The sequence below is a fragment of the Deefgea chitinilytica genome (assembly GCF_016881405.1).
Lineage (GTDB): Bacteria > Pseudomonadota > Gammaproteobacteria > Burkholderiales > Chitinibacteraceae > Deefgea > Deefgea chitinilytica.
The window spans coordinates 306,150-320,845 of the sequence record NZ_WOFE01000001.1 but is presented as its reverse complement, the minus strand read 5'-3'; the positions used below and the strand labels follow the sequence as shown (position 1 = coordinate 320,845).

Below are 14,696 nucleotides of genomic sequence, written 5' to 3'. Positions count from 1 at the left end.
TAGTGATGTTCAAGTTTACCACGCAGAAGCAATCGAACCAATTATTGCGTCATCGATATGCCTTGGCGTTGTGTGCTGTTACAATTTTGTTAAGTTGCGACTAAGCAAGCTTTTTATTTGCGCCAAATTTGCCTAAGACAGTAGAATACGGCTTGGGACATATTTATGTGTTTATGTAACGCCCATTCGCTTACATTTATTTGATTTAATAAAACGGGGAATTCACATGCTGACTATCAAGCAAACTCTGACATCATTCGCTATCGTTGCTGCTTTTGCTGCGACTGGCGCACAAGCTGCTACAGAGATTTACGTAACAAACAGCACTAACGTGTCTGAAGCTAATCCAGAAGGCGCAGTTAAGATTTCTGATGGTACTTGTGTACAAACTGGTTCATGGACTGCAGAAGCTGCTAAGTCAGTTAAAGGTTGCCAAGGCTATGTAGCTCCAGCAGCTGCTCCAGCTCCTGTTGTTGAAGCTAAACCAGCTCCTGTTGTACCTGCACCACAAAAAACTGCTAAAAAATTCGAATTGCGCGCAGACACTCTGTTTGCATTCGACAAAGCTGACTTGAAACCAGCTGGTAAAGATGCATTGGATGCATTGTATGTTGAAGTTCAAAACATGAACCCAACTGATGGCGTTGCTGCAGTTGTTGGTTTCACTGACCGTATCGGTAGCTTGAAACACAACCAAGGTCTTTCTGAGCGTCGTGCAAACACTGTACGTAACTACTTGATCAGCAAAGGCGCACCAGCTGACAAGATCACTGCTGAAGGCCGCGGCCCAGCTGATCCAGTAACTGGCGACACTTGCAAAAACGTGAAACCACGCGCTAAATTGATCGAATGCTTGGCTCCAGATCGTCGCGTTGAAGTAACTGTTTCTGGTTCTGCAGTTGTTGTTAAGCAATAATTTGCTGCACTAAGTATCGAAAGCCCCGCCATGGCGGGGCTTTTTGTTTACATTTGTAATATTGAGGATGAATAGATGAGCAAGTTTACCCATCATTTTTTGAGTATTTTTGCGTCGATGCTCCTTACATCTCCGACAGTATTTGCTAGCAATGTTGCAAAATTACAACAACAATTAAGCGAAACCAAAACACTGCAAGCCAACTTTACCCAACAAGTCAGCGGTAAAAATAACAAAATACAGTCCTCCGCTGGTCAAGTTAGTTTGGTACGTCCGGGTAAGTTTCGTTGGGTATATAGCAAGCCCTACCCTCAAGAAATTGTCAGTGATGGCAAACAAGTCTGGCTATATGACATTGACCTAGCCCAAGTCACAATTAAGCCAGTTGGAAAAGCACTGGATGCCAGCCCTGCCGCGGTTTTAGCGGGCAATAACAAACTCGACACCAGTTTTAATACCGCAGAACTCCCCAATAAAGATGGCCTGTATTGGGTCGAATTAACGCCAAAACAAAAAGAAAGCAGCTTTGCCCGTATTCGAATTGGCTTTAATGAAAATACGCTATCGCGCATGGAATTAGACGATCAATTTGGGCAAACAACCCAGATTCAATTTACCCAATTAATTCGCAACAAAGCCATCGAAGACAAAGTATTTACTTTTACTCCTCCTGCAGGCACAGACATTATCCGTGAGTGATCTATTTTCCAGTCGACCAGTGCAGCCGCTTGCCGAGCGCTTACGCCCGCAGTCGATTGCTGACGTTATCGGCCAACAGCATTTACTCGCAGCGGGCAAGCCATTAGCGCTTGCCTTAGCGAGCGGCAAGGCTCACTCGATGATTTTCTGGGGGCCGCCTGGTGTTGGTAAAACCACGCTGGCACGCCTGCTTGCTGCGGCGTTTGATTGTGAATTAATTGCACTCTCAGCGGTATTTTCTGGAGTCAAAGATATTCGGCTCGCGATGGATCAAGCCGAACGCAATTTACAGCTCAATCGGCGCAGTATTTTATTTGTTGATGAAGTGCATCGTTTTAATAAAGCGCAGCAAGATGCTTTTCTGCCTTTTGTTGAATCAGGACTAATTACCTTTATTGGTGCAACGACCGAAAACCCGTCTTTCGAAGTCAATGCTGCTCTTTTATCACGTGCACAAGTCTACGTACTGCATTCACTCAGCCACGCCGACTTAAGCCAACTGATTCAACGCGCAGAAAGCCAGCTAGATTCTGCTATCAAAATTGCTGCCGACGCCATTCCGGCGCTGATCGACCTTGCCGACGGCGATGGCCGGCGATTGCTCAATCTGATTGAACAGGCCAGCCAAGCCGCCATCGCCAGTCATCGCAACGAAATCAATGCTGAATTTCTCGCCAATGCACTCAGCATCAGTAGCCGACGCTTTGATAAAGGAGGAGATTATTTTTACGATCAAATTTCGGCACTCCATAAGTCGGTACGTGGCTCTAACCCTGATGGCGCTTTATATTGGCTAGTGCGCATGCTCGATGGCGGAGCTGACGCACGCTACTTAGCACGGCGGATTGTGCGCATGGCGTGGGAAGACATTGGTTTAGCCGATCCGCGCGCGATGCAAATCGCGAATGATGCGGCAACCACCTATGAGCGACTCGGCTCGCCCGAAGGCGAATTAGCTCTTGCCCAAGCAGTCATTTATCTCGCGGTCGCCCCGAAATCTAACGCAGGATACCTAGCTTATAAAGCGGCCAAAGCGTTGGTTAAACAAGACAAATCACGCGAGGTTCCGCTCCATCTACGCAATGCGCCGACCAAATTAATGGCTGAGCTTGGGCATGGTCACGATTATCGCTACGCCCACGACGAGCCCGAAGCATACGCAGCCGGGGAAACCTACCTGCCCGACGGCCTTGCTGTGCAATTTTATCAACCAACACCGCGCGGATTGGAGCAGAAAATTGCACAAAAAATGGCACACTTGGCCGAGCTCGATGCTGAGTGGCAAAAACAACAAAGCAAAAAATAAACAAAACAAATAGGTATATTGAGCAAATCATTACTAAACAATAATTAGATCAATATACCCCTAAAATTGTATTTTTAACTCAATAGATACCGAGCTAGCACAGCCTTGGTGTAAAATCTCTGCATCCATTAAGTATCAATTCAAAAGACACTCATATGCTCGATATTCAACTGCTTCGTACCGACCTCGCTGCGGTAACCCAACGCTTAGCTGAACGTAAATTTGTTCTCGATGCTGCCGCATTCCAAGCACTGGAAGACGAGCGCAAAATACTACAAACCCAGATGCAAGATTTGCAAGCCAAGCGTAACTCCACTTCAAAGCAAATTGGCGCCGCCAAAGCCAAAGGTGAAGACGTTAGCGCGATCATGGCCGAAGTGGCCAACTTAGGTGACGAACTCAAAGCCGCTGAAAGCGCCTTCGCTCAATTGGATGAGCGCATCAAAACGCTGTTGCAACACATCCCTAATCTGCCCGCTGCTGATGTTCCTTTCGGTAGCGATGAATCTGGCAATCTTGAAGTGAGCCGTTGGGGCACGCCACGTGAATTTGATTTTGACATTAAAGACCACGTCGATTTAGGCGCACCATTGGGTTTGGATTTTGAAACCGGCGCTAAACTGTCCGGTAGCCGCTTTAGTGTATTGCGTGGCCCAGTAGCAAAACTACACCGTGCTTTGGCTCAGTTTATGCTTAATGTGCACAGCAATGAGCACGGCTACGAAGAAATGTACACGCCCTATATCGTCAACGACAGCGCCCTATTCGGCACCGGCCAGTTACCCAAATTCGCTGAAGATATGTTCAAAGTGACGCGTGGCGGTGAAGAAGGCAACGTTGATCAATACCTAATTTCAACCTCTGAAATCACGCTTACCAACACCGTTGCTGGCGATTTACTCAAACTTGAGCAACTGCCGATCAAACTTACCGCACATTCACCGTGCTTCCGCTCTGAAGCTGGCTCATACGGTCGTGACGTGCGCGGCATGATTCGTCAGCATCAGTTCGATAAAGTTGAAATGGTGCAAATTGTTCACCCAGAACAATCCGAGGCCGCGCTCGAAGAACTGGTTGGCCACGCAGAAAAAATCCTGCAATTGCTTGAATTGCCATATCGCAAAGTCTTGCTCTGCACCGGCGATATGGGCTTTAGCAGCCAAAAGACTTACGATCTCGAAGTATGGCTACCAGCACAAAACACCTTCCGCGAGATTTCGAGCTGCTCGAATATGGGCGCTTTCCAAGCGCGTCGTATGCAAGCGCGATTTAAAAACGAAGCCGGTAAAAATGAATTAGTGCACACACTGAATGGCTCAGGCCTCGCCGTCGGCCGTACTTTGGTTGCGGTGTTGGAAAACTATCAAAACGCCGATGGTTCCGTTACCGTACCGAACGTATTACGTCCATATCTGGGTGGTTTGGAAAAATTAAGCGTTTAATTATTTGATCACCCACGCCAAAAGCGCACGATGACGTGCGCTTTTTTTGCGCCTACAGCTTGAGTCAGCTAGTCTAGGTGGGATCTATTCATTCCAAGGTAACGATATGACTGCTACCAGCTTCTGGCTCATCCTAGCGGCACTGATGATTGACTGCGAAATATTCACAACGACTTTTTATTTACTCGCAATTGCGCTGGGCTTTTTGATTGCCGCGATTGCCGCCAGCCTAAATCTAAGCATTGCAATGCAAATAGGCTTATCTGGTCTCTTTGCATTGTTGGCGGTATTCGGTGTGCGACAGTGGAAAATCAAGCATCCACGCGTCGATACGCCGATTGATGCCGATGATATTGGTCAGCGTGTTGAAATTGAATCTTGGATTGATGAACAACACGCCCGCGTGAAATACCGTGGTAGTTATTGGAATGCTGTACTAGCCCCCAATACCGAGCAAACAGACCATAGTTACTGGACTATCACCGCTCGCCACGGCGCAGTCCTAGAAATCAGCCCTCAATCACTCAAATAATCTTTTGGAGCACGCCATGCCCTATGAATTTATGCTAGCTTTTCTTGTTGTGGTCATTATTTTTGTCGCTAAAACCTTCAAAATCGTCCCTCAACAAAGTGCACTAGTGATTGAACGGTTAGGTCGTTTTCATGCGGTACTTGCACCAGGCTTAAGTATCGTCATTCCATTTATTGATCGTGTTGCCTACAAGCACTCGCTCAAAGAAATTCCGCTCGATATCCCAAGCCAAGTCTGCATTACGCGTGACAATACCCAGCTGCAAGTCGATGGAATTTTATATTTCCAAGTGATTGATCCACGCATGGCCTCCTATGGTAGCTCTGACTATGTACTAGCAATCAGCCAGCTTGCACAAACCACTTTGCGTTCGGTCATCGGTAAACTAGAGCTAGACAAAACCTTTGAAGAACGTGATGAGATCAATCGCTCAATTGTGGCTGCACTCGATGAAGCAGCGGCAAGCTGGGGCGTAAAAGTACTGCGTTATGAAATTAAAGACCTGACGCCACCGCAAGCCATTTTACATTCGATGCAGCAACAAATCACCGCAGAACGTGAAAAACGCGCCTTGATCGCGCAATCAGAAGGCGTTAAACAACAACAAATTAACTTAGCAACTGGGCAGCGCGAGGCGGCAATTCAACAGTCGCAAGGCGAAATGCAAGCCAATATCAACCAATCCGAGGGCGAACGCCAAGCGCAAATCAACCGTGCTACCGGTGAAGCCGAAGCGCTACGTTTGGTTGCTCACGCGACTGCTGAAGCCGTGCAAGTCGTGGCGTCAGCCATTCAAACCCCTGGCGGCATTGAAGCCATTAACCTCAAAGTCGCCGAACAATATGTCGCCGCCTTTAGCAATATCGCCAAAACTGGCAATACCATGCTACTACCGAGCAACGCTGCTGATGTCGCAGGAATGGTCGCAACTGCGATGAATGTCGTGAAATCTGCAAACTTGCAAAAAACCAACTAAAGTAAATGCACTAACGCAGGAGCTTTCCCATGGCAGATCAAAAATACCGTTTGGTGACCCGCAGTGATTTTGATGGTTTAGTGTGCGCAGTACTACTGAATGAACTCGACCTGATTGATGATATTCTGTTTGTACACCCCAAAGACATGCAAGATGGGAAAGTGCCGATTACCGATCGCGACATCACCACCAACCTCCCCTATGTGGCTGGCGCCCATTTAGCATTCGATCATCATTTATCCGAAACCATCCGTAATCAAGGCCATAAAAATCACATTATTGATCCCAAAGCGCCCTCTGCTGCGCGCGTTGTCTATGATTATTACGGTGGTAAAGAGCGCTTTAGCGACATCAGCGACGATATGATGCTGGCGGTAGATAAAGCCGATTCAGCCGAATTTACCCGCGATGAAATTCTCAACCCCAAAGAATGGGTGCTGCTCAATTACCTAATGGATGCGCGCACTGGGTTGGGTCGCTTTAGAAGCTTTAGGATTTCAAACTATCAATTGATGATGGATTTGATCAAATACTGCCGCCATCATGGCATTGATGAAATCCTAAAATTACCCGATGTCATCGAGCGCATCGAGCTGTACATGGAACACGCGCCATTAGCTAAAGAGCAAATCCAGCGCTGCAGCCGAATTTATGACAATCTCGTCGTTTTAGATCTACGCGAAGAAGAAACGATCTACGCCACCAATCGTTTTATGATTTACGCACTGTACCCACAATGCAATATCTCGATTCATGTAATGTGGGGATTGCAAAAACAAAACACCGTATTTGCCACCGGCAAATCGATTATTAACCGCTCCTCACAAACCAATATTGGCGAACTGATGCTGCAGTACGGCGGCGGCGGCCATGAAAACGCGGGGACTTGCCAAATTGCCAATCATAAAGTCGATGAAGCGCTGCGAGAACTCGCACTTAAAATCACGTCCGATGGTTAATCGTCACGACGTTTCCACATAAAAAATGCCGCAAAACGCGGCATTTTTTATTCACTCGGATAACGCCGCCCCTGCGTCGCCAGCAAACCTTGCCGGCCTTCACAAGGAAAATATTCCACTTCATGATAAGCCACATCAGCCACTTTAATTTGGCGATACATCTCACCTAAACTAACTATTTGATAACCCTGTGCCAACCAACCATCTAATAGCCGCGCAAAATCATCAATCGCTTGCACACCTTCAAAATCAGCCGCCACATTATAAACATGACCAAACGTTGCCTGCTGGCTCGTTAACGCCAAAATCACATCAACACGATCAGCACCAGAAAATGGCTGAATCTCTTCAAGCATTGGCAAGGTCACAGGCAACTGCATACACCGAGACACTTCAGCATTTGAAACTGGGAAAAAAGGTGTTGCACCACGGGTATCACTTGAAAACTCAAACTCAGCAAACTGCTCAGCCCTATACACCCCACGATTTCCTTGCCAAGACTTGGTAGAAAACGCAACCGGCTGCCCACCAGTTAATCGGGAAAACTGTGCAATATCATCTTGCAGCACCTGAGCCGTCGCAGTTGGCGACCAATTAGCAATCTGCTGCTGCCATTGATACTGCTGAGCTGGCCGCACACCATGCTCAAATGACGAAGACTGCAATGCTTTCATGGCGTTCAACGCTGCTTTTTTTAACGCCGCCGAGGGCAAAAAACTGCCGCGTAATAAAGAACGCCAACCAAAACGCGCTTTTAGCGCTTGAAGCCCCGCGCCAGGAAAGCGTCTTAAGCCACGCGCCGGACGCAAAAAAGTACCATTTTTTTCACAGCCTAAAGACCAGAAAAAAGTCGCACCACACTCACGTTCTAACAGTAATTGGTTCAAGCGAGGCACACCAAGCTCAATAGCTGATAAATTATCAACATCAATTTTTAAAGCAATTAGTTTCATTTGAAATTCGAAAATTGGCGGGAGCATTGATTAGGCGCCATGACTGCAGCACCTATCATTCGGACGCTAGTGTACTACGAGTCGCTGCCAGATTTCTTGTAAAGACCATCGAGCCGCCGCTATATGCAGCACAAAGCAACACCACAAAGCCAAGCTAGCCTGTGCTTTTAAGCAAAAGACACATCCAATCCATCTACTTAGCTGTGAACTTGAACAATCTCCAAACCTAACTCAAACAATGTCGAAGACTCAAGTTTGTGACTGCGTTTAACGCGCACGCGAGCGGAAAAAGGCTCACTGCGTAATATATGGGATCGTGCTGGCATTAAAAAAATATCAAATTCTTCCTCTGGGCGAGGCACATAGCTGGTTCGCACGGTCATACCCGTCACACTCAAATCAGTGCAATCCCCATAAAACGGCAAACCCAAATCCATAGGGCGAATTTTTACCTTATAAGAGACCTGCATCCGCAAGGCACCACGCTGATCTTGTTCGCGCATCCCAACTTTCATAAGCACACCTTATTGCAGGCCATCACACTAAGCCAATCAAATCACAAAGAGGTTTGCAGCTTAAATTGAGTCTGGAAAAATGCAAAGTGCCGACCATCAGCCAAAACCAAACTCATCGCAAACCACAGTCGGTATTTCGCACCGTACCAATTGAGAAGCATTCTGCAACAGAGTTCACCAAGCCATACCCCCTAGCATGAACGACAAACAGGCCACTAGAAAAAAAACTGCAAAAAACAACACCGTTTTAATCTACTGATTCATATAGATTTTCAGAAAAAACCAGCCAACACCAGCAACAAATATCCGATTTTTGTCGCAAAATGAGTTGACGCCCGAATCGAGAAATGATTTAATTCGGCCTCTCTCGAACGAGGGGTCGTTAGCTCAGTTGGTAGAGCGTCTGCCTTACAAGCAGAATGTCGGCGGTTCGATCCCGTCACGACCCACCACTTTTTCAAAGTGTAGCTCGGGAAAAATTGCAGCGGAGTGGTAGTTCAGTTGGTTAGAATACCGGCCTGTCACGCCGGGGGTCGCGGGTTCGAGTCCCGTCCACTCCGCCAGCAAAACAAATAAGTAATTTGGGTCGTTAGCTCAGTTGGTAGAGCGTCTGCCTTACAAGCAGAATGTCGGCGGTTCGATCCCGTCACGACCCACCAAGTTTCAAAATTAATTGTCCATCAGATTAATATTTGAAACAGCTAAATAAAAGTTAAGTACCACTGCGGAGTGGTAGTTCAGTTGGTTAGAATACCGGCCTGTCACGCCGGGGGTCGCGGGTTCGAGTCCCGTCCACTCCGCCACCCTTTCAAGGGTCGTTAGCTCAGTTGGTAGAGCGTCTGCCTTACAAGCAGAATGTCGGCGGTTCGATCCCGTCACGACCCACCAAGTTTCAAAATTAGTTGTCCATCAAATTAAGTTTAGATACAACTAAGCAAAGTTATGCACCACTGCGGAGTGGTAGTTCAGTTGGTTAGAATACCGGCCTGTCACGCCGGGGGTCGCGGGTTCGAGTCCCGTCCACTCCGCCAATTTCCTTGTTGTTTCCTATCTTCAAATCAAAAAATTGATACCTAATTTTTAGCATTCACGTTAAGATTGCTAGTATTAACAATAATACCAGTAGCATTCTCTGATTGCTTATGACTCATAAAATTGCATCATCCAACTGGGCTGCCACAAGCAAAAACAAGCAAGTGCGTACGCTTGTTTATATTGCACTGGCGCTTAATGCATTCATTTTATTGATTTTTTCTATTTCAGAAAGTCAATTAAATGTATTTAGTCAGATTTGCATCGCTATTTCGCTATTTTTACTATTTGCTACTCTTGCTTACGCCCAAGTGGTATTAAAGTCCAAGAAAGAAAAGCCCACTCTTGAACAACACACCACCATCGTCCCTCCCGCTGAAGCAGCCGAAGCCTTACAGGCTTTACCGGATTTAATTTGGAGGATTGACTACGCTAGTCGTCGAGTGACCGCACAAAATCAAGCGCTCGGAACAACGCACCCCGATGGGATTGAACATACTAAATTAGCCTCCCTATTTCCTGCCCGTGTTTCACGCCAGTTTTTAGAGAGCTTAATTAAAATCCAAAATACGCAAACACCGCAGCATTTCGAATACCAACTCGATAATACCGATATTACATTTGAAGCCCGTTTATCACCACTAACAACACGCAGCTGCGTGGTCATTATTCGTGATATTTCGAGTACCAAGGCCATCGAGACGGCACTATTTCAGCAACAGATGTTTACCCAACAAATCTTGGACGCCAATCCAAGCCTGATTTTCGTTCGCGATCAACATAAGCGCTTCTTATTGGTCAACCAAGCAACTCAGGCATTACTGGGGCATGAGCTGCTAGTTCAATCCCATATGGGGCTAGACGAAGATACCTCTATCTTAGCCAAGGGTGACGATGAGGTTTTACGCAATGGCAGCACCATTCGCCTCGAAGATCACTGCACCCTTAGCAATGGTCGTACCCACTGGTTTGATCTCACCAAGATTCCACTTGAGCGCGAGGGGCAAGTCTATATTTTGACCATCGCCATCGATATCACCCATCTAAAAGAAGCCGAACAAGCGCAAGCTGGCACCAGCCATCTGGTGCGTGCCATGGCCGATGTATTACCACAGCCATTTTTATTGGTTGAAGACGAAATTATTCAATTTGCCAATATGGCCGCCTGCCATCGCTTGGGCGTTACGCCGGAAAATTTAATTGGTGAATGTTTAAGCCAATTTGCCCAAGGCGAACATCAATACGCCAACCTCACCCACCTAAAAAATATTGCAGGTGAAGCCATTCATTGCTCACTGCATAAAGTAGACCGCGGCAATCAAAACACGCACCTCGTCACCCTGCAATAATATCGTTTCTGCTATAGCCCACGGTGTGCGTGCTAAAATTGCGCCTTTAGTGCCTTTTAAGCCCCCGCCGCAATGAATCTGGACTTTCGCGCCCTGCGCGCACAACTCGCTGACTGCCAATCTGCCGACTATCACTCGCTTTCTCGCCTGTTGCTGCAATGCCATGAGCGGCAAAAAAAGCAGCAAGACTTTGCCCAGCAACATGCTGACTTGCTCGCAGGTATCGCCAAATCACAAGCCAAAACCGCATTGCGGCGCGAAAAGCTCCCAATTCCCGATTACGACGACAATCTGCCGGTTAATCAACGCCGCGATGAACTAAAAGCCGCCATCGCCAAGCACCAAGTCGTCATCGTCTGTGGTGAAACCGGCTCAGGTAAGACCACCCAGCTGCCCAAAATTTGCTTGGAACTCGGTCGTGGTGTGCATGGCTTGATTGGTCACACGCAACCGCGCCGCTTGGCAGCACGCTCAGTCGCCAGCCGGATTGCACAAGAACTCAAAACCGAAATGGGCAGCGCCGTTGGCTACAAGGTGCGTTTTACCGAAAAAAGCTCACCAGCGAGCTATATCAAATTGATGACCGATGGGATTTTGCTCGCCGAAACGCTATCAGATCGTTTTTTAAATCAATACGACACCATCATCATCGACGAAGCGCACGAGCGCAGCCTAAATATCGATTTCTTGCTCGGTTACCTCAAGCAACTGTTACCGCGCCGCCCCGACCTCAAAGTCATCGTCACCTCGGCAACGATTGATTCGGATCGCTTCAGCAAGCATTTCAATAATGCGCCGGTGCTAGAAGTTTCTGGCCGCACCTTCCCGGTTGAAGTGCGTTACAAAGAACTATCAAGCAGCGACGAAGACGACCAAGAAATCGAGATGGAAGAAGCCATCGCCCAAGCGGTTGATGAGCTGTGGCGCAAAGACGGTAGTGGTGACGTTTTAGTGTTTTTGCCCGGCGAGCGCGAAATTCGCGAAACTGCCGAAGAACTCAGAAAAGCCAAACTGCGTGATGCTGAAATCCTGCCACTGTTTGCACGATTATCCAATGAAGATCAGCAGCGCATTTTCCGCCCAAGCAGCACTGGGCGACGTATCGTGCTGGCAACCAATGTAGCCGAGACTTCGCTGACGGTACCCGGCATTCGTTATGTGATCGATAGTGGTCAAGCACGAATTAACCGCTACAGCCCCCGCGCGAAAGTCGAGCAATTGTTGATTGAGAAAATCTCAAAAGCCTCAGCGCGACAACGAGCTGGGCGTTGCGGCCGCGTAGCTAGCGGGATTTGCGTGCGCCTGTATTCGGAACAAGATTTTAATTTGCGCGCAGAGTTTACCGACCCCGAAATCACGCGTTCGAGTTTAGCCGGTGTCATTTTACGGATGGCAGCGCTCAAACTGGGCAACGTCAATGATTTTCCATTTTTAGAAGCGCCATCGAGCAAACTCATTTCCGACGGGTATCAGCAGCTACGTGAATTAGGTGCTGTTAATGACAACGATACCCTCACTGATATCGGCAGGCAACTCGCTCGACTGCCCGTTGACCCGCGTGTGGGCCGGATGTTGATTGCGGGGCGTGACGAAGGCTGTTTGAAGGAAATGCTGATTATTACTTCAGGGCTATCGCTACAAGACCCACGCGAACGCCCGTATGAAGCGCGCGCGGCGGCCGATCAAGCGCACGCCAAATTTAATGAAGAAAAATCCGACTTCCTCTCTTATCTGCGGCTGTGGGAATTCTTTGAAAAACTGTTAGCCGATAAAACGAGCAATCGCCAATTAGTACAAGACTGCCACCGCAATTTTCTATCCTACTTGCGTCTGCGCGAATGGCGCGAATTACATAAACAGCTTTCCGATATGGTGATTAGCGAAGAAGCGGCCGATTCGCGGCACCGTCATGCGCCCTTCCGCTTGAATGAAAAACCGGCGACGTTTGAGCAAATTCATAAAGCATTGATTACGGGTCTGCTGGGTAATTTGGGCTTCAAACAGCCCGAAAATGACGAATACCTCGGCGCGCGTGGCATTAAATTTAATGTATTTCCCGGCTCTAGCTTGAAAAAAGCGCGGCCAAAATGGATCGTCGCGGCGGAACTCGTCGAAACCAGCAAGCTCTACGCACGCTGTGTGGCCGCGATTGAACCTGAGTGGATAGAAAAAATCGCGCCGCACCTGATCAAAAAACAGTACTTTGACCCGCATTGGAGCAAAGACAACGCGCAGGTCAATGCATCGCTACGTATAACGCTGTACGGCTTACCAATTGTGGCACGCAGAACCGTACACTACGGGAGTATCAATCCCGCCGAAGCGCGCGAGATGTTTATCCGCGAAGCCTTGGTGCGCTTTAACTACAATAGCAAAGCCAAGTTTTTCGAGCACAACTTTGCGATGTTGCTCGATGTGGAAGAGCTCGAGCACAAAACGCGCCGCCAAGACGTCTTGGTCGATGAAAACGCCCTGTTCGCCTTTTTTGACGCGATCATTCCACACGACATCGTCAACGGCGCAGGCTTTGAAGCTTGGCGCAAAGGCGCAGAAAAACTCAAACCACAGCTGCTGTTCTTACAAAAAGACGACCTGATGCAGCACAACGCCGCAGCCGTCACCGAAGAGCAATACCCAGAATTCATCCGCGTCCACGACATCAAACTGCCGCTGTCGTACCGCTTTGAACCGGGACATGTACTCGATGGCGTCACGATGACGCTGCCGCTGCATTTGCTCAATCGCGTCAATCACGCGACATTTGATTGGCTGGTGCCGGGCCTCATCCGTGAAAAAATTACGCTACTGATTAAATCGCTACCCAAATCGATTCGTCGCCTCTGCGTACCAGTGCCTGAATTTGCCACCAAAATGCTGATCGCGCTCGACACAGCCAGCCGTGAAGAACCCCTATTGCCGCAACTGGCGCAAGCCACCACGCGCGGCGTTGGCCAACCTGTCAGTGCCGATGAATTTAGTCAAACTGATTTACCGCTGCATTTACGGATGAACTTCCGCGTCGTCGATGACGCAGGCCAAGAACTCGCCCAAGGCCGCGATTTGATCGCGATTCGCGCCCAGCTCGGCGAAGCGGCGCAACTCACCTTCCGCGATACCGCTGATGAAACCACGGGCATCGAAAAATCAGGCATTACAAAATGGGACTTTGGTGACCTCCCCGCCAAGATCAATTTCAAGCGCCACGGCAAGTCGATGACCGGCTACCCCGGCCTCGTTCCTGATGAAGATGAAGCAGGTAAAGAATGCGTAGCGATTCGTCTGTTTGACACCGAACACGCCGCCAACGAAGCCCACCGCGCTGGTGTCGTCCGTCTGCTGCAATTTGAATTGAAAGAGCATCTGAAGCAATTACCGAAGGCGCTGCCGAACTTTAACCAGCTCGCAATTCATTATCGTTCGCTCGGCAATAGTGACGAGCTGATGGCGGACGTCATCGCCTGCATCTGTAACCGCGCCTTTTTGGGCGACGACGAAGCGCCGCGTAAAAAGAAAGACTTTGACGAGCAAAAAAGCCGCGCCAAAGTACGCCTACCCTCGGTACGAGACGCGGTGCTACGCACACTGAACGACATCGCGCCCGATTTTGTCGCACTCGGCACGCTGCTCGCCAAAGGCGGCAATATCCAGAATGAGCTGAAAGCGCAGCTCGGCGAGCTGATCTATAAAGGCTTTCTCACCGCCACGCCATGGGAGCAATTACCGCGCGTTCCCGTTTACATCAAAGCCATGAAAGTCCGTCTAGAGAAACGCGCCCAAAACCCGAACCGCGACGGCCAACGTGGCGCAGAAGTGGCTGAATTGATGCAGAGGTATCTGACTGAAATCGATAAATGGCAAAGAGAAGGACGAGATACCTCGACGCTATTGCCATTTAGATGGATGATCGAGGAATTGCGAGTTGGCTTGTTTGCGCAAGAATTACGAACGCCATATCCGGTGTCGGTGAAGCGATTGGATAAGATTTGGGGTGAGATTACGAAGCGGTGATCTTTCTTA

Annotated in this window: 11 protein-coding genes and 6 tRNA genes; 15 read left to right on the top strand and 2 right to left on the bottom strand. The window is 48.4% G+C overall.

Going from position 1 to position 14,696, the window contains the following annotated elements:
• Window positions 1-226: 226 nt before the first annotated feature.
• From GM173_RS16155 to GM173_RS01440, 7 genes are all read left to right on the top strand, one after another.
• Window positions 227-916 (top strand): OmpA family protein, encoded by a 690-nt coding sequence (locus GM173_RS16155; RefSeq protein WP_203569550.1) that lies wholly within the window; start codon window positions 227-229, stop codon window positions 914-916.
• Between the two features lie 75 nt (window positions 917-991).
• Complete coding sequence (gene lolA / locus GM173_RS01465; RefSeq protein WP_203569549.1) at window positions 992-1,615, top strand: outer membrane lipoprotein periplasmic chaperone LolA; 624 nt, start codon at window positions 992-994, stop codon at window positions 1,613-1,615.
• Window positions 1,608-2,921, top strand: coding sequence for a replication-associated recombination protein A (locus GM173_RS01460; RefSeq protein ID WP_203569548.1), 1,314 nt, complete (start codon window positions 1,608-1,610; stop codon window positions 2,919-2,921). The genes lolA and GM173_RS01460 overlap by 8 nt, the downstream gene beginning before the upstream one ends.
• A 155-nt stretch (window positions 2,922-3,076) precedes the next feature.
• Entirely contained in the window at window positions 3,077-4,363 is a 1,287-nt protein-coding gene (gene serS, locus GM173_RS01455; RefSeq protein WP_203569547.1) for a serine--tRNA ligase, read from the top strand.
• 106 nt (window positions 4,364-4,469) lie between these two features.
• Complete coding sequence (locus GM173_RS01450) at window positions 4,470-4,895, top strand: NfeD family protein (protein ID WP_203569546.1); 426 nt, start codon at window positions 4,470-4,472, stop codon at window positions 4,893-4,895.
• Window positions 4,896-4,911: 16 nt separating this feature from the next.
• On the top strand, window positions 4,912-5,871 hold the full coding sequence (locus tag GM173_RS01445) for an SPFH domain-containing protein (RefSeq protein WP_239078194.1): 960 nt from the start codon (window positions 4,912-4,914) through the stop codon (window positions 5,869-5,871).
• Window positions 5,872-5,900: 29 nt separating this feature from the next.
• A complete protein-coding gene (locus tag GM173_RS01440; protein WP_203569545.1) occupies window positions 5,901-6,830 on the top strand; it encodes a DHH family phosphoesterase in 930 nt (309 codons plus the stop codon).
• A gap of 47 nt (window positions 6,831-6,877) precedes the next feature.
• Here GM173_RS01440 and GM173_RS01435 read toward each other — a convergent pair whose 3' ends face one another.
• Both GM173_RS01435 and GM173_RS01430 read right to left on the bottom strand, forming a co-directional pair.
• Window positions 6,878-7,783, bottom strand: coding sequence for a polysaccharide deacetylase family protein (locus GM173_RS01435; protein ID WP_203569544.1), 906 nt, complete (start codon window positions 7,781-7,783; stop codon window positions 6,878-6,880).
• 197 nt (window positions 7,784-7,980) lie between these two features.
• Window positions 7,981-8,298 carry a PilZ domain-containing protein gene (locus GM173_RS01430; RefSeq protein ID WP_203569543.1) on the bottom strand — a complete coding sequence of 106 codons (318 nt, stop codon included), beginning with the start codon at window positions 8,296-8,298 and terminating at the stop codon, window positions 7,981-7,983.
• Between the two features lie 376 nt (window positions 8,299-8,674).
• Between GM173_RS01430 and GM173_RS01425 the strand changes: the two genes are divergently transcribed.
• From GM173_RS01425 to hrpA, 8 genes are all read left to right on the top strand, one after another.
• A tRNA-Val gene (locus GM173_RS01425) sits at window positions 8,675-8,750 on the top strand.
• A gap of 34 nt (window positions 8,751-8,784) precedes the next feature.
• Window positions 8,785-8,861, top strand: a tRNA-Asp gene (locus GM173_RS01420).
• A 20-nt stretch (window positions 8,862-8,881) separates the two neighbouring features.
• Window positions 8,882-8,957, top strand: a tRNA-Val gene (locus GM173_RS01415).
• Between the two features lie 67 nt (window positions 8,958-9,024).
• Window positions 9,025-9,101: transfer RNA gene (locus GM173_RS01410), tRNA-Asp, on the top strand.
• Window positions 9,102-9,110: 9 nt separating this feature from the next.
• Window positions 9,111-9,186 (top strand) — tRNA-Val (locus tag GM173_RS01405).
• 66 nt (window positions 9,187-9,252) lie between these two features.
• Window positions 9,253-9,329, top strand: a tRNA-Asp gene (locus GM173_RS01400).
• A 111-nt stretch (window positions 9,330-9,440) separates the two neighbouring features.
• Entirely contained in the window at window positions 9,441-10,679 is a 1,239-nt protein-coding gene (locus tag GM173_RS01395) for a PAS domain-containing protein (RefSeq protein WP_203569542.1), read from the top strand.
• A gap of 72 nt (window positions 10,680-10,751) precedes the next feature.
• Complete coding sequence (gene hrpA, locus GM173_RS01390) at window positions 10,752-14,687, top strand: ATP-dependent RNA helicase HrpA (RefSeq protein ID WP_203569541.1); 3,936 nt, start codon at window positions 10,752-10,754, stop codon at window positions 14,685-14,687.
• Window positions 14,688-14,696 lie beyond the last annotated feature (9 nt).

What these genes read in the sequence shown, in the direction of transcription:
- GM173_RS16155 (WP_203569550.1), top strand. Translation starts at nt 227, where the DNA reads ATGCTGACTATCAAGCAAACTCTGACATCATTCGCTATCGTTGCTGCT.
- lolA (WP_203569549.1), top strand. Translation starts at nt 992, where the DNA reads ATGAGCAAGTTTACCCATCATTTTTTGAGTATTTTTGCGTCGATGCTC.
- serS (WP_203569547.1), top strand. Translation starts at nt 3,077, where the DNA reads ATGCTCGATATTCAACTGCTTCGTACCGACCTCGCTGCGGTAACCCAA.
- GM173_RS01450 (WP_203569546.1), top strand. Translation starts at nt 4,470, where the DNA reads ATGACTGCTACCAGCTTCTGGCTCATCCTAGCGGCACTGATGATTGAC.
- GM173_RS01445 (WP_239078194.1), top strand. Translation starts at nt 4,912, where the DNA reads ATGCCCTATGAATTTATGCTAGCTTTTCTTGTTGTGGTCATTATTTTT.
- GM173_RS01440 (WP_203569545.1), top strand. Translation starts at nt 5,901, where the DNA reads ATGGCAGATCAAAAATACCGTTTGGTGACCCGCAGTGATTTTGATGGT.
- GM173_RS01435 (WP_203569544.1), bottom strand. Translation starts at nt 7,783, where the DNA reads ATGAAACTAATTGCTTTAAAAATTGATGTTGATAATTTATCAGCTATT.
- GM173_RS01430 (WP_203569543.1), bottom strand. Translation starts at nt 8,298, where the DNA reads ATGAAAGTTGGGATGCGCGAACAAGATCAGCGTGGTGCCTTGCGGATG.
- GM173_RS01395 (WP_203569542.1), top strand. Translation starts at nt 9,441, where the DNA reads ATGACTCATAAAATTGCATCATCCAACTGGGCTGCCACAAGCAAAAAC.
- hrpA (WP_203569541.1), top strand. Translation starts at nt 10,752, where the DNA reads ATGAATCTGGACTTTCGCGCCCTGCGCGCACAACTCGCTGACTGCCAA.